The 21,738-nt window shown below is 59.9% G+C and carries 18 protein-coding genes; all 18 read right to left on the bottom strand.

All coding sequences use genetic code 11. The annotated features are described in order from the left end of the window. Positions 1-149: 149 nt before the first annotated feature. Positions 150-599, bottom strand: coding sequence for a flagellar export protein FliJ (fliJ, locus tag AC3WWR_RS14855; RefSeq protein WP_042955322.1), 450 nt, complete (start codon positions 597-599; stop codon positions 150-152). A gap of 6 nt (positions 600-605) precedes the next feature. Continuing rightward, the gene (gene fliI / locus AC3WWR_RS14850; RefSeq protein ID WP_020796957.1) at positions 606-1,964 is read right to left on the bottom strand and encodes a flagellar protein export ATPase FliI; all 1,359 of its coding nucleotides are present in this window, start codon (positions 1,962-1,964) and stop codon (positions 606-608) included. After that, positions 1,954-2,736, bottom strand: a complete 783-nt coding sequence (gene fliH / locus AC3WWR_RS14845; protein WP_033044921.1) for a flagellar assembly protein FliH — start codon at positions 2,734-2,736, stop codon at positions 1,954-1,956. The genes fliI and fliH overlap by 11 nt, the downstream gene beginning before the upstream one ends. A 4-nt stretch (positions 2,737-2,740) precedes the next feature. Then, the gene (gene fliG / locus AC3WWR_RS14840) at positions 2,741-3,760 is read right to left on the bottom strand and encodes a flagellar motor switch protein FliG (RefSeq protein ID WP_020796955.1); all 1,020 of its coding nucleotides are present in this window, start codon (positions 3,758-3,760) and stop codon (positions 2,741-2,743) included. Continuing rightward, positions 3,753-5,540: a flagellar basal-body MS-ring/collar protein FliF gene (gene fliF / locus AC3WWR_RS14835; RefSeq protein WP_033044920.1), complete on the bottom strand. Its 1,788-nt coding sequence runs from the start codon at positions 5,538-5,540 to the stop codon at positions 3,753-3,755. Before fliF ends, fliG begins: the two co-directional genes overlap by 8 nt. A 15-nt stretch (positions 5,541-5,555) precedes the next feature. Next, positions 5,556-5,885 (bottom strand): flagellar hook-basal body complex protein FliE, encoded by a 330-nt coding sequence (fliE, locus tag AC3WWR_RS14830; RefSeq protein WP_033044919.1) that lies wholly within the window; start codon positions 5,883-5,885, stop codon positions 5,556-5,558. Positions 5,886-6,187: 302 nt separating this feature from the next. Beyond that, positions 6,188-7,573 carry a sigma-54-dependent transcriptional regulator gene (locus tag AC3WWR_RS14825; protein ID WP_033044918.1) on the bottom strand — a complete coding sequence of 462 codons (1,386 nt, stop codon included), beginning with the start codon at positions 7,571-7,573 and terminating at the stop codon, positions 6,188-6,190. Between the two features lie 5 nt (positions 7,574-7,578). Further along, the gene (locus tag AC3WWR_RS14820) at positions 7,579-8,784 is read right to left on the bottom strand and encodes a sensor histidine kinase (RefSeq protein WP_492598840.1); all 1,206 of its coding nucleotides are present in this window, start codon (positions 8,782-8,784) and stop codon (positions 7,579-7,581) included. 130 nt (positions 8,785-8,914) lie between these two features. After that, entirely contained in the window at positions 8,915-10,390 is a 1,476-nt protein-coding gene (locus AC3WWR_RS14815; RefSeq protein ID WP_020796949.1) for a sigma-54 dependent transcriptional regulator, read from the bottom strand. Positions 10,391-10,563: 173 nt separating this feature from the next. Further along, positions 10,564-10,860 (bottom strand): flagellar protein FliT, encoded by a 297-nt coding sequence (fliT, locus tag AC3WWR_RS14810; protein WP_020796948.1) that lies wholly within the window; start codon positions 10,858-10,860, stop codon positions 10,564-10,566. Positions 10,861-10,875: 15 nt separating this feature from the next. Continuing rightward, positions 10,876-11,274, bottom strand: a complete 399-nt coding sequence (fliS, locus tag AC3WWR_RS14805; protein WP_188265317.1) for a flagellar export chaperone FliS — start codon at positions 11,272-11,274, stop codon at positions 10,876-10,878. A 114-nt stretch (positions 11,275-11,388) separates the two neighbouring features. Next, positions 11,389-12,738, bottom strand: coding sequence for a flagellar filament capping protein FliD (gene fliD / locus AC3WWR_RS14800; protein WP_492598827.1), 1,350 nt, complete (start codon positions 12,736-12,738; stop codon positions 11,389-11,391). Between the two features lie 82 nt (positions 12,739-12,820). After that, positions 12,821-13,162 carry a flagellar protein FlaG gene (locus AC3WWR_RS14795; RefSeq protein WP_492598839.1) on the bottom strand — a complete coding sequence of 114 codons (342 nt, stop codon included), beginning with the start codon at positions 13,160-13,162 and terminating at the stop codon, positions 12,821-12,823. Between the two features lie 73 nt (positions 13,163-13,235). Continuing rightward, a complete protein-coding gene (locus tag AC3WWR_RS14790) occupies positions 13,236-15,287 on the bottom strand; it encodes a flagellin N-terminal helical domain-containing protein (protein WP_492598826.1) in 2,052 nt (683 codons plus the stop codon). A gap of 241 nt (positions 15,288-15,528) precedes the next feature. Then, positions 15,529-16,455, bottom strand: a complete 927-nt coding sequence (locus AC3WWR_RS14785; RefSeq protein WP_083348429.1) for a ketoacyl-ACP synthase III — start codon at positions 16,453-16,455, stop codon at positions 15,529-15,531. Between the two features lie 353 nt (positions 16,456-16,808). Then, complete coding sequence (locus AC3WWR_RS14780; RefSeq protein ID WP_248677047.1) at positions 16,809-18,398, bottom strand: flagellar hook-associated protein 3; 1,590 nt, start codon at positions 18,396-18,398, stop codon at positions 16,809-16,811. Positions 18,399-18,412: 14 nt separating this feature from the next. Further along, complete coding sequence (gene flgK, locus AC3WWR_RS14775) at positions 18,413-20,437, bottom strand: flagellar hook-associated protein FlgK (RefSeq protein WP_492598825.1); 2,025 nt, start codon at positions 20,435-20,437, stop codon at positions 18,413-18,415. 17 nt (positions 20,438-20,454) lie between these two features. After that, positions 20,455-21,738, bottom strand: a complete 1,284-nt coding sequence (gene flgJ / locus AC3WWR_RS14770) for a flagellar assembly peptidoglycan hydrolase FlgJ (protein WP_492598824.1) — start codon at positions 21,736-21,738, stop codon at positions 20,455-20,457.

The raw sequence follows: 21,738 nt of genomic DNA, 5'->3' as shown, positions 1-21,738 counted from the left end.
TGGTAAACCTTCTTGTACAAGGTTTAGCATTGGGTAGAGGTTGGGGCAAGGCAGGATATTTCTGGAGGTCTTGAGCTCCCACAGGTTGACCGCCTTTCTCCTGTGGCAGCGAGCCTGCTCGCGAAGAACGATAACGCGTTCCATATGACTCAATACGCATCATGGCGCGGCAACCGCTGGGACAGTTCATCCAGCAGCTTTTGCTCACGCTTGTCCTCCAGCGCCCGCGCTTCGTCCTGGTAGCGCTGGACCAGTTTGCGCAAGCCTTCTACCCGGGCGAACGCCTGCTGCCAGGTGTCGCGCGCCTTGTTCAGGTTGTTCTGGTGCCAGGCCAGGCTTTGCCGCTGTTGATCGATGGCCGTGCCCAACTGCGCGAGAAAGCCCTGGTAGCCCAGCAGCCATTGGCCGGACACGCCACTGCTGCCGCGTACGATCCACTGTTCCTGATAGTCGAGCCGAAAGGCTTCGAGGTCGGCCAGCTTGCTTTCGGCCAGGCGCACTTGCCCCTGGAAGTGTCCCAGGCGCTGGACCGCGGTTTTCTCGGCCTTCTCGGCCATTTCCACCACGGGAGCCAGGCGGCCCGCCCGAGTCTGGGCCATGGCCGGTTAACCGCCCGCCGCGGGCGCGAAGATCGACGCGAGATACGCCTCGCTTTCGCCCAGGCTGATGCTGTCGTTGAGGCCCTGGCGCAGGTATTTGACCAGTTGCGGCTGCAGGGAAATCGCCAGGTCGGTCTCGCGGTCACCGCCGGCGACGTAGGCGCCGACACTGATCAGGTCGCGGCTCTGCTGGTAGCGCGACCACAACTGCTTGAAGTACTGCGCGCGAGTCATGTGCTCCGGCGAGACTACCGCCGGCATGACCCGGCTGATGGACGCCTCGATATCGATGGCCGGGTAATGGCCTTCCTCGGCCAGGCGCCGCGACAGCACGATGTGCCCGTCGAGCACGCCCCGCGCCGAGTCGGCAATCGGGTCCTGCTGGTCGTCGCCTTCGGACAGCACGGTATAGAACGCGGTGATCGAGCCACCGCCCTTCTCGGCATTGCCCGCGCGCTCTACCAGTTTCGGCAACTTGGCGAACACCGAGGGCGGATACCCCTTGGTCGCCGGTGGCTCGCCAATGGCCAGGGCAATTTCCCGCTGGGCCTGGGCAAAACGCGTCAGCGAATCCATCAGCAGCAGCACGTTCTTGCCCTTGTCGCGGAAATACTCGGCGATTCGCGTGCAATACATGGCGGCGCGCAGACGCATCAGGGGTGCATCGTCGGCGGGTGACGCCACCACCACCGAGCGCTTGAGCCCTTCTTCACCGAGGATGTGTTCGATGAACTCCTTGACCTCTCGACCACGCTCACCAATCAGGCCAACGACGATGATGTCGGCCTCGGTGAAGCGCGTCATCATGCCCAGCAGTACGGATTTACCGACGCCGGTACCGGCGAACAGGCCAAGCCGCTGACCGCGCCCGACCGTCAACATGCCATTGATGCAGCGAATGCCCACATCCAGGGGCTCGCTGATCGGCTCGCGCTTGAGCGGGTTGATGGTAGGGCCGTCCATCGGCACCCAGTCTTCGGCCTTCATTCCGCCCTTGCCATCCAGGGCGCGGCCAGCACCGTCGAGTACGCGCCCGAGCATGCTCATGCCCATCGGCAAGCGACCGCTGTCGGAGAGGGGCACTACCCGGGCACCGGGGGCAATGCCGGCTACGCTGCCCACCGGCATCAAAAACACCTTGCTGCCGGAAAAGCCCATGACTTCGGCTTCGACCTGCACGGGATGATAGCTGTCATCGTTGATGACCATGCAGCGACTGCCCATGGCCGCGCGCAAGCCCTCGGCCTCCAGGGTGAGGCCGACCATGCGCAACAGGCGGCCTTCGAGGATCGGTGCGCCGGCCAGTTCGATCGCCCCGGCGTAACTGCCCAGGCGCTTGGCGAAACTGGTGCGTTTAAGGTGCATCGGGAACCGCCACTGGTTTGCTTGCGCTGGACAGATCGATGCTCAGATCCGGCGCCGCCGGGTGCAAGGCCTGCTCGTGAAGCTGGTCGAACAGCTTGTCCATCACCTGCGTCACACGGGTTTCGACCGTGGCATCGATGCGGCTGTGTTCGGTTTCGACTCGGCAACCACCGGGCAACAGCGCCTCGTCCTCGACGATGCGCCAGGTTTCCTCATGTCGCTCGCGCAGGGCTTTGACCTGTTCGAAATCCTGCGGATTGATGTACAGCCGCACGTTGTTGACACCCAACGGCAACAGCTTGAGGGCTTCGCGCATCACGTGTTCGATCTGCGTCGAGTCCATGGCCAGTTCGCGCTGGATCACCTGCTTGGTCATGTGCCGCACCAGTTCGACCAAGGACTTTTCAATCTGCGTGTCTTGTTCGGCGATGGGCTCGAACAGATGCGCCATCAACTTTTCAAGCGCGGCAACCTTGGCCGCCAACGCCGCATCAGCTTCCTGACGAACCTTGAGCGTGGTGCTATGGAACCCTTCTTTTTCGCCCACCGCGAAACCTTCGTTGTAGGCTTCCTGGCGAATGCTCTCGAGCTCTTCGAGGGTCAGTGGCTGGACCTCTTCGAGCGGCACCTCCTCCATTTCCGGCGGCTCGGGTTCGGGCTCGGGCTCCGGCTCAGGGGCCGGCGGATCGAAGCTGGGCAGCGCCCAGGTATCGAAACCTCCGACATCCCTGGCACGGATCAGGTCAGAGGGCAGCTCGTCATTCTTGGCCATGGCGTTAGATCATTTCCTCGCCGCCCTTGCCGCCGAGCACGATTTCGCCCGCTTCGGCCATGCGACGGGCAATGGTGAGAATTTCCTTCTGCGCGGTTTCCACATCGCTGACGCGCACCGGGCCCTTGGCCTCGAGATCGTCGCGCAACAGTTCGGCCGCGCGCTTGGACATGTTCTTGAAGATCTTCTCCTTGACGCTTTCGTCCGAGCCCTTGAGGGCCAGCACCAGCACGTCGGAGGACACTTCGCGCAGCAACGCCTGGATACCGCGATCGTCGACATCGGCCAGGTTGTTGAACACGAACATGAGGTCTTCGATCTGACCGGACAGGTCCTCATCGACTTCGCGGATCGAGTCCATGAGCTGGCCTTCGATCGAGCTGTCGAGGAAGTTCATGATGTCGGCTGCGCGCTTGATGCCGCCCAGGCTGGTGCGCGAAGCATTGGAGTTGCCGGAGAACTGCTTCTCGAGAATCTGGTTGAGTTCCTTGAGGGCCGCAGGCTGCACGGTGTTGAGCGAGGAAACCCGCAGGATGATGTCCAGGCGCACCTTGTGGTCGAAGTTGCCCAGCACTTCACCGGCCTGATCCGGATCGAGGTACGCCACCACGATCGCCTGGATCTGCGGGTGCTCGTAGCGGATCACGTCGGCGACCGCGCGCGGCTCCATCCATTTCAGGCTGTCCAGGCCGCTGGTATTGCCACCCAGCAGGATGCGATCGATCAGGCCGTTGGCCTTGTCCTCGCCCAGGGCCTGGGTGAGCATTTTGCGCACGTAGTCATCGGAACCGACGCCCAGGCTGGTCTGGTCGCCGACGATGTCGACAAACTCGCTCATCACCTGCTCGACCTGCTCACGGTGCACGTTACCCATCTGCGCCATGGCCACGCCGACACGCTGGACCTCTTTGGGCCCCATGTGGCGCAACACCTGGGCAGCGTCGGTTGAGCCCAGCGACAGCAGCAGGATCGCGGCTTTGTCGACCTTGCTCAGTTTGGCGGCAATGGCTCGGTTATCACTCATCTGCGTTAATCCACTCTTTCACGACCTGGGCGACACGGCCCGGGTCTTCTGCCACCAGACTCTTGATTGCGTTCAACTGCGCGTCATAGCCTTCGCTCGGGCTCGGCAACAGGATACTGGTCGGGCCACCGAGGCTGATACGGTCGTTGGCCAGTTCGCCGTCCAGGCCGCCCATGCCGCCGAGCTCGACGTCGCTGCCGATGCCCGCCAACTGCTTGCCTTTGCCGCCACCGGTGATGTTGTTGAGCACCGGACGCAACACACCGAACACCAGCACCAGAATGAACAGGACGCCCAACAGCTGCTTGACGATGTCCCAGAACCACGGCTGGGAGTAGAACGGCACGTCCGCAATCACTTCACCGCGCTCGGTGGAGAACGGCATGTTGATCACGCTGACGCTGTCGCCACGACTGGCATCGAAGCCGACCGCGTCCTGCACCAGGCGGGTGAAACGGGCCAGCTCATCGGCGCTCCAAGGCGCACGGGCGATCTCACCGTTGGCCGGGTTGATCTTGACCTGGTCATCGACCACCACCGAGACCGACAGGCGATTCAATCGCCCCTGCTGTTGCTTGGTGTGGCTGATGGAGCGGTCGAGCTCGAAGTTCTTGGTCGATTGCTGGCGCTTGTCCGCCGGATACGGCGCGAGCATTGGCTGGCCGGTGGCCGGGTCCATGACTTGCTGGCCGTTGGCATCGAGCAATGGCTGGCCTGGCTGCACCATGCCGGCCGACGCCGTGGCGCCACCGGTGGTTTGCGGCGCCGAGGCTGGCGACGGCGGCTGGTTGCTCAGGGCACCCGGCACACCTTGCGGACCGTTACTGGCGGTGCGCTGTTCGTTCACCGACTGCTCGCTGCGCAATGCCGGCTGGTCGGGGTTGAATTGTTCGGAGGTGGACTCCACAGCGCTGAAGTCGACATCCGCCGAGACTTCGGCCTTGTAGCGGTCGTTGCCCAGCACCGGTTGCAGAATGTTGTGCACGCGCTGGGTGAGCATGCTCTCCATGCGGCGGCTGTAATCGAATTGCTTGCCGGCCATGGTCAGTTCGGAGTTTTCCGCCTGATCGGACAGCAGGTTACCTTTCTGGTCGACAACGGTGATCTGCGACTTGCTGAGTTCGGGCACGCTGGTCGCCACCAGATTGATGATGGCCACGACCTGCCCCGGCTCCAGCGAACGCCCGGAATACAGCTCGACCAACACCGACGCGCTGGGCTTGCGCTCGTCGCGCACGAACACCGAACTTTTCGGGATTGCCAGGTGCACGCGGGCACCCTTGACGTTGTTCAGGCTGGAAATGGTGCGCGCCAGTTCGCCTTCCAGGCCGCGACGATAACGGGTCGCCTCCATGAACTGACTGGTGCCCAGGCCCTGTTCCTTGTCGAGGATTTCAAAACCGATGTTGCCATCGCTGGGAGTGACACCAGCGCCCGCGAGCTTGAGACGCGCACGGGACAGGTCTTCGGCCTTGACCAGCAAGGCGCCGGAATTGGGTTCCACGGTATAGGCAATATCGGCGGCAGCCAGGGTGTCCATCACCTGCTTGGCGTCCATGCCGGCAAGGCTGCCGTACAACGGACGGTAATCCGGCTGCTGGGACCACAACACCACGGCAAAGCCAATCGCCACGCTCGCGGCCAGGCCGACCAACAGCCCCACCTGGCGCAGCATGGTCATCTCGGAGAGGTTTTCCAGGAAGGACAACCCGAACAGCGGCGGTTTGCCGTCTACGGAGTTGGCCTTGGCCGGAACATTGTCAGCGATAGCATCTGCCATGACTCAATCTCGTCCTTAAACCGGCATCTGCATGATGTCCTGATACGCCTGAACCAGCTTGTTGCGCACCTGGGTCAATGCCTGGAAAGACACGCTGGCCTTCTGCGAGGAAATCATCACGTCCGTCAGGTCGACACCGCTCTTGCCGATCTCGAAGGCGTTGGCCAACGACGTGGAAGCCTGCTGGGTGTCGTTGACCTTGTTGACGGCCTGACCGAGCATGTCGGCAAAGCTGCTGCCATTCAATTCAGGGACGGCGGCAGTCGATTTCGGCGCAGACATGGCGTCCATTTGCATGGCCCGCATATCCAGCATCAATCGATTGAATTCAATACCTTGGCTCATGCTCTACTCTCTCTGGCGGCCCGCAATTTTTTGACGCTCACTCAGCGGGTAACGAGGTGTTAGCAACAAGGGTGCCAGCTCAGCGTCTACCTCAAACAAAACCGGCAGCGCGCCCCCTCCCGTAGGAGCGAGGCTTGCCCGCGAACCAGACACCACGGTATTTCTGGTAGACCGCGTCATCGTTCTTCGCGGGCAAGCCTCGCTCCTACAGGCGAAGAACGAACGCGGTATTACAGATACACCGCAGCGCCTGGTTCGCCGGCAAGCCTGGCTCCTACGGGAGAACCGGGCGTCACGGTGGGTCAGGTGGCAAACAAATACGCTTCCACGTCCATTCCGGCATCGCGCATCTGCGCCAGCTTGTAGCGCAAGGTGCGCGGGCTGATGCCCAGGCGCTCGGCGGCCTCTTTGCGGCGGCCGCGCTCGGTGCGCAAGGTGTCGATGATCATCTGGAACTCACGGCGCCGCAGGTCGTCGCCCAACCCGCCGCCAGATTCGGCCTCGACCGCCCGCACTGTCGTCGGCGCGGGCGCCAATGCCGGCAACGGTGCGCAGGCGATCGGTCCGTTCAGGCAGAAATCCTGCGGCTCGATCACCCCGCCCTGCTGCAGGATCAACGCACGCTGCAGCGCATTGTCCAGTTCACGCACGTTGCCCGGCCACGGATAAGCGATCAGGCACGCCTGGGCCGCGGGCGACAGCCTGGCCGCGGCATGCTTCATTTTATTGACGTGCCTGGCCAACAGTCGCTCGGCCAGCGGCAGGATATCGGCGGTGCGCTCGCGCAACGGCCGCCAGGCCAGCGGGAACACCGACAGGCGATAGTACAGGTCTTCACGAAAACGCCCCGCCGCCACCTCACCCGCCAAGTCCCGGTTGGTGGTCGCGACCACGCGGATATCCAGGGCTATCGGCTTGCGCGCACCTACTCGCTCAACCTCGCGCTCCTGCAGCACCCGCAGCAACTTGGCCTGCAACCCCAAGGGCATTTCGGAAATTTCATCGAGCAGGATCGTCCCGCCATCGGCCTGTTCGAACTTGCCGGCCTGCGCCGCGATGGCGCCGGTGAACGAGCCCTTTTCGTGCCCGAAGAGCGTGGCCTCCAGCATGTTGTCCGGAATCGCCGCGCAGTTGATCGCAATGAACGGCTGACTGGCCCGATGAGAGTGCTGGTGAATGTAGCGCGCCAGCACTTCCTTGCCGGTGCCGGACTCACCGGAGATCAGCACCGTGGAATCACTGCGCGCCACCCGCGCGGCCAACTCCAGCAACTGTGCACTGGCCGGCTCGAACGCCACGGGCCCTTCGCCATCGGTGGCGCCGACCCTACCCTGGGCGTGCCGTGCGACCAGGTCGAGCAGCGCCTTGGGCTCGAACGGCTTGACCAGGTAATCCGCCGCCCCTTGGCGCATCGCATCCACCGCGCGCTCGACGGCACCGTGCGCCGTCATCAGCAGCACCGGCAGTTGCGGCTGTCGCGCCCGCAGCAAAGCGAGCAACTGATGACCATCCATGCCCGGCATGTTGACGTCGCTGACCACCAGATTAAACGCTTCGGCCGCCGCAGCTTCCAGGGCTTCCTGCGCCGACGCCACGGCCTTGTAATCGTGGCCGGCGAGCAACAGCGTGTCTGCCAGCGCCTCGCGCAACGCGCGGTCGTCCTCGACCAGTAGAACCTTGATAGCCATGAGCTTCACTCCACTCCCTGGGCGCTGTCAAAAAGCGGTAGCAGTACCTGCGCACAGGTGCCGCGACCGATCCGCGAGCGCAAGCGCAACTCGCCCTGGTGCGCCCTCGCGACCGCCTTGACCACGGTCAGGCCGAGACCGGTGCCGGTGGCCTTGGTGGTAAAAAACGGCTCCCCCAGACGCGCCAGCACCGCTTCGTCGATACCGCTGCCGCTATCGCTGACGCACAAGCGCAGGTAATTGCCACGGGTGTAGAGGTGCACCTTCAAGCGCACATCAGAGGCACTGGCCTGAATGGCGTTTTCGATCAGATTGAGGACCGCGCCCACCAGGGTGTCGCGATTGCACAGCAGTTCGCCGGCATGGGCGTCGCATTGCCAGCGAATCGGCAAGTCCTGCACATGCGCCAGTGCCGCCGCCTGCAGCGCCTGCATCAGCTGCGCCGGCGTCACGCGGTCGGTCAATGGCAGCTCGCCGCGTGCGAACACCAGCATGTCGCGCACCTGATGTTCCAGCTCATGCAAGCGCTCCTTGAGCCGCCCGGCAAAGCGTTGCTGGGTGGCCACCGGCAGCGTCTGCTCGGTCAAGTGACTGGCGTAGAGCAAGGCCGCGGACAACGGCGTGCGAATCTGATGCGCCAGTGACGCCACCATGCGCCCCAGGGAAGACAGGCGTTCGTGGCGCGCCAGTTGATCTTGCAGATGACGGGTCTCGGTCAGGTCGTTGAGCAGCACCAGTTGCCCAGGTTCGGCATCCAGTGAACGCGTGGCAATCGACAGGCGCCGACCATCCTTGAGGGAGACTTCATGACCGTCGTCTTCACGGGGCGCAAAGCAACGGGCAATGACCTGTCGCCACAGTTCACCTTCGAGGGGCAGGCCGAGCAGTTCATACGCCGCCGGATTGGCTTCGCGCACGATGCCCTGGGCGTCGATGACGATGATGCCACCAGGCAAAAGGTCGAGCAGATGTTGCAGGCGATTGGCCAGGCGCTCTTTCTCCGCCAGCTCCTGCATGCGCTGGGCGCTGACCACCGCCAACTCCCCCTTGAGCTCGGTCACCCGGGCTTCGAGCATGCTGTAGGAGTTGGTCAATTGGCTCGACATCTGGTTGAACAGGGCAAACGCCTGCTCAAGGCCAAGCCGGCTCGCCTGCTCTACCGACGACGATTGCCCCAGGGCATCCCCCAAGGTATCGGGAGCAGGAGACATCTGGGCGGATGGGGGCATGGGGTGCTCTCTCGCTTGGCTGACCGTCAGTGAAACGGAACGTTGCGAGGGCTATAGCAATACCCGTGCCTAAAAAAAACTGCTTGAAAATGAACGACTTGAAAAACAGGCGTCAATCATCCGCCTGTTCATCACCGTCACGACGACTCATGCCGTACTTGCGCATTTTTTCCACCAGCGTGGTCCGACGGATACGCAGGCGTTCAGCGGCGCGCGCAACAATGCCATTGGCATCATCAAGCGCTTGCTGGATCAGGCCTTGCTCCAGGCCACCGAGATAATCCTTCAGGTCCAGGCCTTCAGGTGGCAGCATCGCATGGGTGGTGAAGTCCGGCGTATGGCCGTTGATTGCCACCCGCTCTTCGAGATCGTTGCGCAGAGTGTCGACCAGTTGCTCGTCTTCATCGTCGACGTAACGGAATTTCTTCGGCAACTCGACCACGCCGATCACCCCGTACGGATGCATGATCGCCATGCGCTCCACCAGGTTAGCCAGTTCGCGGACGTTGCCCGGCCAGCCGTGACGGCACAGCGACATGATGGCCGCGGAGTTGAAGCGGATCGAACCGCGCTTCTCGTGCTCCATGCGCGAGATCAATTCGTTCATCAGCAACGGAATGTCTTCTACGCGCTCGCGCAGCGGCGCCATCTCGATCGGGAACACGTTCAGGCGGTAGTACAGGTCTTCGCGGAAGGTGCCGATCTCGATCATGCTTTCGAGATTCTTGTGGGTCGCCGCAATGATGCGCACATCGACGCTCTGGGTCTTGTTGCTGCCCACGCGCTCGAACGTACGCTCCTGCAACACGCGCAGCAGCTTGACCTGCATCGGCAGTGGCATGTCGCCAATTTCGTCAAGGAACAGCGTGCCGCCATTGGCCAGCTCGAAACGCCCGGCACGGCTGGTGATCGCCCCGGTGAACGCGCCCTTCTCATGACCGAACAATTCACTTTCCAGCAGCTCGGCCGGAATCGCCCCGCAATTGACCGGCACGAACGGTGCCTCGCGGCGCTTGGAGTGGTAATGCAGGTTGCGCGCGACCACTTCCTTGCCGGTCCCGGACTCACCGAGGATCAGCACACTGGCATCGGTGTCGGCCACTTGCTGCATCATCTGGCGCACGTGCTGGATCGCCCGGCTGGTGCCGACGAGGCTGCGGAACAGATTGGGTTCGCGATGCCGACCGCGCTCGCGGGCCTGGTCGTACATCTCGCGATAGACCTGGGCACGGTGCAGCGAATCGAGCAACTTGCTGTAGCTAGGTGGCATTTCGAGGGTCGACAGCACGCGGCGACGCTGGTCATCCGGCAGGTCGATGGAAGAATTATCGCCCATCAGCAAAATCGGAAGGAACTCATCCCATGTCGACAGTGTCTTTAACAAGCCCTGAAGCGAACCCGGAGCATTGACCGTCCCGATAAGGACACAGATCACTTCACGACTAGAAGATAAAGAGACGACAGCCTGCTGCCAGTCGTGGCTACCGCAGGGTAAATTTTCTTCGCCGAGAAAATTTAAAATCACCGCCAAGTCGCGGCGGCGAACGCTATCGTCATCGATTAGCAGAATTTTGGTTTCACGCCACATGCAATCGTAACTTCCCTAGTCGACCCGGTGCCCGAAATGAGTGGGCAAGCTAGACGCTTGCAGACCGTTAATGCCTGTAGACGCCCGAAATCTGGAAACAGCCACTAGTAAAGTCAAAAAACCGTTCACAGTCAAATTTATGGCGCAATAAGCACGGATTAAGCAGAAAATAATTAACCAAACAGATGGTAAACCTTTGCGGCACTCTTCGCTTGGTTGATCTGCGACATCTCATCGACTATCGCCTGACGCTCGCCCATCGTCACCGTCAATAAATCTTTGTACACCGCGAGCAAGCTCTCAAGGTGGGTGCGCAGCGCTTCTTCGTCGACGGGCGCTTCACTGAGCACCTCGTCCACGCATTCGCGGCAAGCCGAATCCAGCTCGCCGATCGCATCCCAGTTACGCGCGGCCAGCGCATCGATCAGCGCTTCGCGGGTTTGTTCGATCCGTTGCAGTGCTTGGCTCATGGGGCCTTCCTCAAACTAGCCAGCTTGTTGATCGGCAATCGCATCCCAACCACTTTTGACGGTTACCAACAACCCCATCACTTCGTCGATTATCTGGGGGTCATTCTTCAGATTGGCGTTGGTCAACCGCTGAATCATGTAGCCGTAGAGGCTATCGAGTTGTTGCAGGGATTCATCTTCCTTGGCCCTTTCGGCATCGATACCTTCGCGCAACCCACCGATGATATCGACGGCCTTGCCGATCATCAGGCCCTTATGCGCAATATCGCCACGTTCCAGAGCACCCTTGGCCTGGGCCATACGATCGAGACCGCCTTCCATCAGCATTTGCACCAGGCGATGGGGGCTCGCCTCGGAAATCTGCGCATGGGAGTTGACCTTCTGATACTGGCGAAGGGCTTTCATCGGGTTCATGGTTCTACCTCGTTCAACGCTTAAACAGTAATTGGAATCGACGCTTAGCTGTTATGTCGACGCCGTCACAGAAAACTTTAGACTTCCAGCGCCTAATCACGACCACCCCGAACGTTAATCATCCTTGCGGTTGTTCATGGCGTTGAGGGTAGTCATGACGCTGGAACCGGTGGCGTTGAGCTTGGCAACCAGGGTGTCCATGGCATTGTATTTGGCAGAAAGCGAGGTGGTGAGCGATTCGATACGCCGATCGAGCGCTTCCTGCTGCTCGGTCAAGTCGGTCAATTTGTCGTTCAGACTGGTGGTTCGCGAAGCCAGGATACCTGCCGTCCCCGCATAGGCATCAGTGGCCTTGGTCATACGCTTGATCAAGCCATCATCGCCCGTGAAGACCTTGGCGATATCTCCCGCGTTTTTCGCAACCGCCTTGTCCCACTTGGCGCTGTCCAGTTCGAGCAGGCCGGTGGTTTGTACAGTATTGATGCCCATTTGCGAGAGCATGGTCATACTGCCGGAGCCGGTACTTTTCACCAGCTCGTTACGTACCGACGTGATCAGTGAACGCATGGAGGCATCCCCTGTCAGCGCAGCCCCTTTGGTAGTATCACCTACCGCGCTCACCTTGGTTTGGCTGGTGATGGCCGTCATCAGGGCGTTATACGCAGTGACAAACGACTGCACCGAGGTCTTCAGGGTATCGGTATTGGCGCCCACCGTGATCGTCGACTTACCCGCGGTAAGCAATTCGAAATTGACGCCACTGATCGCCGATGTAACGGTATTACTGGTCGACTCCAGTGCAATGTCATCGATGGTGTATTTAGCGTTTTGCGCAGCAGGACCCGCCTTGGCATTCACCGCCAGTGCGGAATCTCCACCCAAGGTAATGTCGGTACCGGCACCAGTGGTCGAAGAACTGATCACCATCCGCGCGCCATTGGCATCGGTGATGATGTTGGCGCTCAAGCCCTTGGAGTTGAGCTGGGTATTGATGGCGTCTCGCGCCTGCTGCATGGTCGCCCCGGCAACAATGGTGACGTTGTAATCAGTGCCCGACTGAGAAATCTTCAGCGTTTGTGATGTAGAACTGCTGTTGACGGTCGCTGACGCACCACCCACGAAGACATCTGATGACACCTTGGAGGACGTTGCCAGTTGCGTTACTTCCAGCGCATATTTACCGGCAGAGGCCGTGGAGTTGACAGTAGTCTTGACGACCTTGTCATCGGAGGATGTACCCGACAACCCGGTGAAGGCTGATGCCGTGTTCAACTTGGCAATGGCGGAACGGTAGGTATCCAGCGCGTTCTTGATGCTGCCGACGGCGGAAATCTGGGTGGTCGTGGTCGCCTGCTGCGCAGTGATCTGCGTTTGCTTCGGGGCCTTTTCCGCAGCAACCAAAGCTTTGACAATCGACTGCGTATCGACCCCCGAGCCAATACCACTTATCGTTGAACTCGCCATCGCTTTTCTCCTTTTCTAGGCGTTGCCGCTTTTTTGACGAACCAGACGTCAAGCGCCAACTGCAACAAAACCCGTGCCAGTTTCAAGCCTTGCCATCAAACAGCAGGCTGCTCGCATCACTCAAACTCTGCGCCAGCTTCAATGCGGCTTCCGATGGAAGCTGCCGTATCAGTTCGCCACTGTCGGTGGCAATGACCTTGACCACGACCAGACCAGTCGAATCATCGATCGAAAAATTCAGTTGACGCCGCGTGGACTGTACAAAGTCCTGGATGTTTTTTACCGCATTTTCCAGCTCGGGCCGCTGAGGTTCCTTGTCCTTCTCGACGCTCAGGGCAGGCGCAGCCTCCTGGGTCTTGCCAGCAGGGTTTCCTTGTGCAGCCACCGCAGGGTAAGACAGGCTCAGCTTTACACTCATGTCCATGGTGATGACCTCACAATCAAAAAAACGGAAGAGCACGTTGCCGTGCCCTTCCGTCATTCACCTGGCGCCGGAATTAACCCAACAGCTTCAGTACCGAGGACGACAGTTGGTTGGCCTGGGACAGGATCGCGGTGGATGCCTGCTGCAGGGTTTGTTGCTTGCTCAGCTCAGCGGTTTCAGCCGCGAAGTCAGCGTCCTGCACACGGCTACGGGCCGCGGTGGAGTTTTCCGAGATCGATTGCAGGTTGGCTACGGTGCTGTCGAAACGGTTTTGCACGGCACCCAGTTGCGAACGCTGGGAGTCCAGTTCCTGCATGGCACCGTCCAGTACCTGGATGGCTTGTTGAGCGCTGGCGCCATCCAGAATATTCAGGTTGGCAACGGTGCTTTCCATCTCCACAGCGGAAGTGGTGCCAGCGCTCAGACCCAATGCAGTCAGGCCGCTACCGCTGCTGCCATCGGCAATGGTGATGTCCTGGTCAGCGAACAAGGACAGGCTGCTGGTGCCGTTAGTGGTCACTTTGCTGGCAGTCACGCCGGTGCTGGCGGCGTTGATGCTGGCAGCGATGCTGTCCATGTCGTCGCCTTTCTTGAACTTGACCTCAACACCGTTCAGGGTCACCGAAGTGTCAGCCTGCAGGCCAGCCTTGGTGGTACCGGCATTCAGACCCAGTGCAGACAGTGCGCCAGGGCCGGTCAAGCCAGCCCCATTGTCCAACTTGATGTCTTTGCTGTTGGCCGAAGTCAGTACCAGACGACCGTTGTCGTTCTTGGCTGTAACGCCGGTCAGAGCAGTACCCGAGCCAACAGCGCCCGCACCATTGTTGTTGATGTTGTCGACAACAGCGTCCAGGTCATCGCCTGCAGCGAAGTTGAAAGTAGTGCCGTTGATATCGATCTCGGCAGCTGCAGCTAGGCCAGTGGTCTGAGGTGCGATTGCTACAGGACCTGCCGCCAGACCCAGACCGGTGAGCGTACCGGGAGTACCGCTAATCTGGAAACCAGCAGCAGAGTTCAGTTTCAGCTGACCGGTAGCGCTGTCAACCGATGCGCTAACGCCAGTGGTACCGGATTGGGCGTTAACCTTGGTGATGACGGAAGACAGGGTGTCAGTAGTTGTAAGGGCAATGCTTGTCGAACCCAGGATCAGGTTACCAGCGGTAGCCAGTGTGCCATCGCGCAGGTTCGCGGTACCGGTTTTGGACAGCTGAGCACCGCCAGCCTCTGCAAGACCCAGTTTGGCGCTCAAGACGTCGTCGGTAGTGGCGTCAATCGTGAAGGCCTGAGTACCATCCAGCTTCAGCGCACCAGTGGTGCTGTCGATGCTGGCGGTAACACCAGTGTTGGCAGTTTGCAGGTTGATGTTGGTGACAACATCGGACAGCTTGTCACCGGCAGCTGCGGCGATTGTGGTGGTGGTGGTACCTACGTTGAGTACCAGGTTACCTGCGCCGGCACCGATGGTTGGCGCATCGAATACGCCTGCCGCTGCTGTACCCACTGTAGTTGCTGAAGTGCTGCCTGCGTTGTTGGTACCGAACTTGCCAGCAGCACCAGTTACGCCAGCCTGCAGAGTGGCAACCCCACCAGCCACGCTGGCTTCGTTATAGCTGCCCTTCATGGCAGTCGAGCTAACATCTTTCATGCCAAACGAAATGCTTTCGTTGGAGTTCGCGCCCACCTGGAAGGTGCTGCCGGAGAACGAGCCGTCCAGCAGGTTACGACCACCGAAGGTGGTGGTGTTGGCAATACGGGTCAGTTCGCCCGACAGCGCGGTGAATTCCTGCTGCATGGAAGTACGGTCGTCATCGCTGTTCGAGCCGTTGGCCGATTGCAGGGCCAGTTCACGCATACGCTGCATGATGTTACCTGAGGTCGCCATGGCGCCTTCAGCGGTTTGCGCGATGGAGATACCGTCGTTGGCGTTCTTGACCGCAACACCCAGGCCTTTGATCTGAGTGGTCAGACGGTTGGAGATCTGCAGGCCGGCGGCGTCGTCTTTAGCGCTGTTGATTTTCAGGCCGGAAGACAGGCGTCCCATCGTGGTGCCCAGAGCGTCGGAAGCCTTGTTCAGGTTTTTCTGAACCGATAGAGAGGTGATGTTGGTATTAACGGTTAACGACATGACGAATTCCTCGTGGGTTGGGTGCTGCGGCTTCCGGCCCTGGCAACCGCCGGGTGTGGCCTAGAGAACCTTCGTAATAGTTATCGTCGTGAAAGCAGGTTGCTTGAGGGCTTTTTTGATTTTTTTTACTAGCACCGTGCCACCCCTTGCATTTCAAGGCGTTAAATGCCGACCCAGAATGCAAAAACGCCCATGACCTCGCGGTCATGGGCGTTTTTTTTGGCGTTATTTAACTGACGCCTCAGGTGCGATGGATCAGCGCCGAGCCCCAGGACAGCCCCACACCAAAACCACTGATCGCCACGCGCTTCCAGCTGGAATCGAACATGTGCTTTTCCAGCAACAGCGGGATGCTCGAAGACACGGTGTTGCCAGTCTCGACCATGTCCTTGATGAACTTCTCCGGCTCGCTTTCAAAGCGGCGCGCCACGGCATCGACGATGGCCGCACTGCCCTGGTGGATGCAGAAGGCATCGATGTCCTGGGACGTGAGGCCGGACTGATTGAGCAGTTCGTGCAAGTGCGCCGGCACCTTGAGCAGGGCGAAGTTGAACACCTGCCGTCCGTTCATGAAGAACACGCCATCAGTCACCTTCAGGTGCGGAGCACCGGAGCCGTCGGTACCGAACTTGGCCTTGCCCAACTGCCAGATGGCGTCTTCGCCCATCCAGGTGGCGGTGGCGGCATCGCCGAACAGCATGGTGGTGTTGCGGTCTTCCGGGTCGACGATCTTCGAATACGGGTCTGCAGTGATCAACAGGCCGTTCTTCAGCCCGGCAGCTTCCATGAAGCCCTTGATTGCGTAGATACCGTAGACGTAACCGGAGCAACCCAGGGAGATGTCGAAAGCAGCAACGTTGGTCGACAGGCCGAGCTTGTCCTGGACGATCGCCGAAGTGTGCGGCAGGCCCTCCTCATCACCATTCTGGGTGACGACAATCAGCACGTCGATGGCTTGACGGTCGAGCTGGGGGTTGTTGGCGAACAACGCATTGGCCGCTTCGACACACAGGTCGGAGGTTTCCTGGGTAGCGTCCTTGCGCGGCAGGAACGCCGAACCGATTTTCCCGAGGATGAACTCTTCATCCTTCTCGAACTTCGCGCCCTGAGCATAGTTATCCAGCCCACTCGCTGGCACGTAGCTGGCAATGCTTTTTATGCCAATCATTGTGGCTTCCCAATACTAAATAGCTGGAGATCACCGCTCGCATGACCGAGAGGTACGACAATACTGGATTTCACCGAGCGAAAAAAATACGGCACAGACGCTCCAGAAACCCTGAAAACACGCCCGACAAGGGTCAAACCCCTGCCCATCCTTTTTGACACAATACAGTGAAGATGCCCTATCTGACTCACAGGTCACGCATTATGCGTGCCTTGCGCAAAACATCCAGCCACAAACAAGCGCTTAACCGCCCAACGGGAGAAGAAAAAACCAGCGATAGTTGAGCAAAACAGGCGCGAGGACGCACCCACGAGACATTGCCGGCATCATTGATGCCGGCAATCGAGAAGGAATCAAAGCTTGTTGAACAAGCTCAGCTGGGCAATTTTCACAAAGGCCAGTTGCGAGGCCTGCAACAGCGATTGCTGAAACGCCAGGTCGATAGACGCCGTTGAGACATCAGTATCACCAATAGCCGACTGGGTACTGGTGTTGGCCAGGCCCATGCTGACGTTTTCGGCGCTCTGGATATCAATGGCGTTCAAACGCGCACCTATCGTGCCGCGAACGATATCGACCTGCTCACTGGCATTGGAAAGGTTACTGATCGCCGCATTCACCGAGTCCTTCAGTTTGATCTGTGCCAGAACATTGCCATCGGCGGGCGTTTCCAACGCCTGGCGTAACTGGCTCAACGTGTCCAGGGCACTTTGCGTTTGGTGGCTGCTGGCCCCCACCACGAACTGATCGTCCGCTTGCGGGGCGCCGGTAAAATCAAGCTTCACGCCCGCGAACGTGATCGAGCCACCGGCCATTGCGCCCCCACCGATCGCCTTGCTGTCTGCGCCCATTGGCTGGGCATAGACCTGATAATTGCTGGCATCGGTGAATTTGATAACCACGCCGCTATTTGGAAAGCCGTTGACGTAGTCTGCCTGGTTAGTAACTCCGGACCCGGTGATCTGGGCCGTCGAGCCGTTGCTCGGGGTCCGTGATGCATTGAAGCTGTCAGGCTTGGTGCCCAGCGAAAAGATGTGATCCTTGACCTCTTGATCAGGGGTCATTGGCAGCGTGGTCGCGGGATCCACTGGCGCCTTGAGGCGCAACGAGATGTCGAACTCTACTCCTCGCAGGCTGATGGTCGCGCCACCCTCTTTGCTCGAGTCGAACGTGCCATTTCCAGACACCTCGCTCGTAATATCGTTACCGTCCTTGTCCGCGATGGTGTAATGAGTGCTGTCTACAAATTTCAGCTCGTAGGGCTCTCCCGCGGAAAACTTCTGGGTGTAGGCTGCATTCGACTGCACCAGGCCAGCAGACACGGAAACGGTACCGTCATTGGGCTTCGATGGATCGAGGACCGCCTGGGTGCGCCCCGAGTTCATCGCGGTTTCAAGAACGCTTTTGCCGGTATCGTTGGTGGCAACGGACAAGGTGTCCGACACCTGCAGGCTCAACTGCGTGTCGTCACCCTGATAGGAGTAGGTGCCGTCGTTGTTGCGCACATAGGGCGGTATCGAAGTTTTCGAGCCAGCAAACATGTAGTTGCCCGACGAGTCCTTGCTGTTGAGCAAACCCAGTACTTGCTGTTCAATCTCGCCTATCTCGCTGGCGATGGATTTTCGATCAGCATCATTGATACCACCATTACCCGCCTGAAGCGCCAACTCACGAGCACGCTGCAATGCAGTGTTGACGCTGTCCAACACGCTTTCCTGGTTGGTCAGTGAACTCTTGATACTGCCCATGTTGGTGCTGTACTGCCCCAGCAAGTCTTTCTGCTGTTGCAACATCAGCAACTGCGCAGCACCCACGGGATCATCACCGGCACTCTGAATACGCACGCCCGAAGTGATCTGCTCCTGAGTCTTCACAATCGAGGAGAAGTTGTTCTGGTACTTGGCCGCACTCGTCTCAAAGTACTGGGCTGTAGAAATTCGCATCGTCGAAGACTCCCTTAAATACTGTTGATCAGCGTGCTGAACGTTTCTTGTGCGACCTTGATGATCTGCGACGACGCGGTGTAATACTGCTGGAACTTGACCAGGTCAGCGGCTTCGTCGTCCAGGTTGACCTGGGACACCGACGCGACTTCGGATTTGGCCCGCGACAGAATCGCGCCACTGGCGGTGCTGTCACCCAGGGCCTGGCTGGCCTTGGCGCCCACCTGTTCGACCAGACGGCTGTAGGCGGTGGTCATGCTCATCCCGGCGTTGCCGCCCGTCACGCCTACCGTTGCCTTGGTTTGCAGAGCCAACAACTCGTTGGCATTGCGGTTGTCTTTCTTGCCGTCCGCGTTGAACGCGATTTCGTACTTGTCATTCTTCGAAGGCGAGCCACTGACCGTGGTGTTGAACGAAAACGACTGGCCGGGGATCGGAGCGCCTGAGGCATCGAGCATCGGCACATTGATGGTCAGGTCATTGCTTTGGCCGGGGACGATGGTGCCCGTGCCGATGCTCTGCCCTTTCGAGTTGAACACTTCATAGGCCTGGCTGCCGCCGGCCGCATCCTTGAACGCCAGGGTCACCGGCATCGAGTCCTTGATCCCTGCCTGCAGCACGGCCAGATCGGCACCGCCATAGATATCCAACGGCGTGGACAACACCGGCGGGGTCAATGCGCCGGTGCCGCCATTGCTCGTGCTGCCGTTGGCAACCAGCGGGCCGGCAAACGCGAGTTTGTTCGAGTCGGTCATCTGAGTCTTGATGGAACTCGCAGCGTTGCGAGTTGGTGTTACCTTGAACGAATCACCGGCGCTGAGCGCGCCGCCGTTCAGATCCAGCTTGAAGCCATCGATTTCCGCCGCCGGAGACAAGTCGAAAGAACCCATGTCCTTGCCGTCGGAACGCTTGACCGTGTACTTGTCGGCCGCGGTAAAGGTGACCGAATAATCGAAAGTGGTCAGCGCACTGGAGTGGGTGATCGTGACATCCAGATTGCCCGAGCCGGCACTGTTGTTCGACGATCCCAGGCTGCGCTGGCTGATGGCGGTAGCGCTGTTGATGTTGGAAAACATCAAAGCGCCAAACTCGCCATTGGCGTCGAGCCCTTGGCCCAATTGGCTATTGATCTTGTCCGCCATCACCAGGGCGGTGCGGCCCAGGTCGTTCTGCGCCGGCACCAGTACGTCTTCGCGATAACGCAGCAGGCCGCCAATTTTGCCGCCGCTGATAACAGAGGTGACGTCACTGGTTTTAGATGGCGAGTTGAGCTGAATATTCAGCTGGCTTTTGTCGATGCCGGAGCGGGCGGTCGATAGGGTGTTGGATGTGTTGCCCAACACCAGGGGCTGGCCGTTCCCCAGGGAAACGTTGTAACTGCCGTTCTGCTCCTGGACCGTGACACCCACCAATTCGTTGAGCGAGCGCACCGCTTCGTTCCGGGCATCGAGCAAGTTGCTCGGGCCACTGCCGGAAGAACTGTTGGCCTGGGAAATCTGTTGGTTCAACGAAGCGATCGACGCCGTCAACTGGTTGACCTGACCGGTCAAGGTCGTCAACTGACTGTTGATCCCTTCGTTCTGTTGCGTCATCTGCGACGCCAGGGCGTTGAAGCGATTACTCAGGGTTTGCGCATTGGTCAGCAGCAGTTGCCGGGCGGCCGTGTCACTCGGCGTACCGGCGGAGGTCTGGACCGACGAGAAGAAGCTGCTCAACACCGCACTGATCCCCGTGGTCTTGTCGGAGAAGAGCTTGTCGAGCGGGTTCACCTGCTCGAGGTAGGCGTTGGCGTCACTGCTCAGCGATGTAGAGGTTTGCAACTGGTTATCGAGGTAGGCGTTATAGACCCGACGCACATCGGCCAGGGTTGTCCCGTTGCCGATGAACACGCCGCCATACAGGTTCGACGCGTTACTCACCTGAGAGGTCTGCTGACGTGAATAGCCGGCCGTGTTGGCATTGGCAATGTTGTTGCCGACGGTCGCCAATGAAACCTGGCTGGCATTGAGCCCCGACATCCCGATGTTGAGCAAACTCATGGTTCAGACCCTTATGTCTATAAAGGCGTTGTGGAAACGCCCGCCGCAGCGTAGTTCTGATAACTCGTCATCTGCCTGGCTATCTGCGAAATCTTGCTGGCGTAAGCCGGGTCGGTTGCGTAACCGGCCTTTTGCAGCTCGCGCACAAACTGTTCCGGGTTATCGGCCGACTTCACGACATCTTGATAGCGATTATTGGTTTGCAGCAGCGTGACAAGGTCATGGAAGCTGTCCTTGTAGGAGTCGTAGGAACGGAACTCGGCCGTCTCCTTGACCATCTCGCCGTTCCTGAATTCGCTGGTGATCGCCCGTGCCGAATCACCCTTCCAACTGCTGCCGGCCTTGATGCCGAACAGGTTGTGGCTGCTGCTGCCATCCTGGGCCCGCATGACCGATTTGCCCCAACCGGTTTCCAGGGCGGCCTGGGCTACCAGGTAACGCGGATCGACACCAATGCGATCGGCCGCTTCCTTGGCCATCGGCAGCATGGTGTTGACGAATTCGTCGGCGCTGCTGAAGGCTTTTTTCGCTGGCGCCAAGGGGATTTGCGCGATGGCGCGCCCGTGAATCTGCAGGGACCCGCTCTGTGCTGCCTGGGCATTGGCCAGCCAGTCGCCGTTGTACAAGGGGCCGGAACCGCTGCTTGCGACGCGCTCGGGCAATGGCGCCTTGTTGACCACACCAGCGTTGGTTGGCGTGGCGGAAGGCACCAGGCCCGCGAGCAAGCGATCGGCCAGTTTCGGCGGCAGCGCCAGCCGGCGCTGATTGATCAGTGCCATGTCATTGCGGTGCTCGCCCTCACCGCTCGGTGCGCTGACCGAACGAGAAGCCCACAAAGGACGTTCGCCATTGACCCGCGACAGCGGCCCATGGAGCGCCGTCGTGCCGGCGGCCACCGGGGTTTGCGCAGCGGCTTTTGCAGCCTCCTGCTTGGCGGCGGACAGCGTTGCCGCTTCACCCGGCGCCAGCGGCTTGTTCTTCGACATCTGGCGCATCAGCACATCCGCCAGGCCGATACCGCCGCCCTCGCGGGACATCGAAACCGCCAGTTGCTGGTCGTACATTTCCTGGTACTGCTTGGCTTCGGCGGTGTTCATCGGGTTGTCCTTGCCCAACGATTCGGTGGCCGAGCGCATCGACTTGAGCATCTCGCCAAGGAACAGCGACTCGAACTCCTGCGCCACCTTGCGCATGTTGGCGTCGCTGTTCTTGTCGCCGACCTTGAGCTGGTTCAGCCGGTTCAGGTCGGAAAAAGCACCGGAATCGCTTCTGCTGACCCGACCGCTCTTGTTCATGTCCAT

Source organism: Pseudomonas sp. EB271-G4-1 (assembly GCF_058791355.1).
This window is presented reverse-complemented; position numbering and strand designations above follow the sequence as displayed.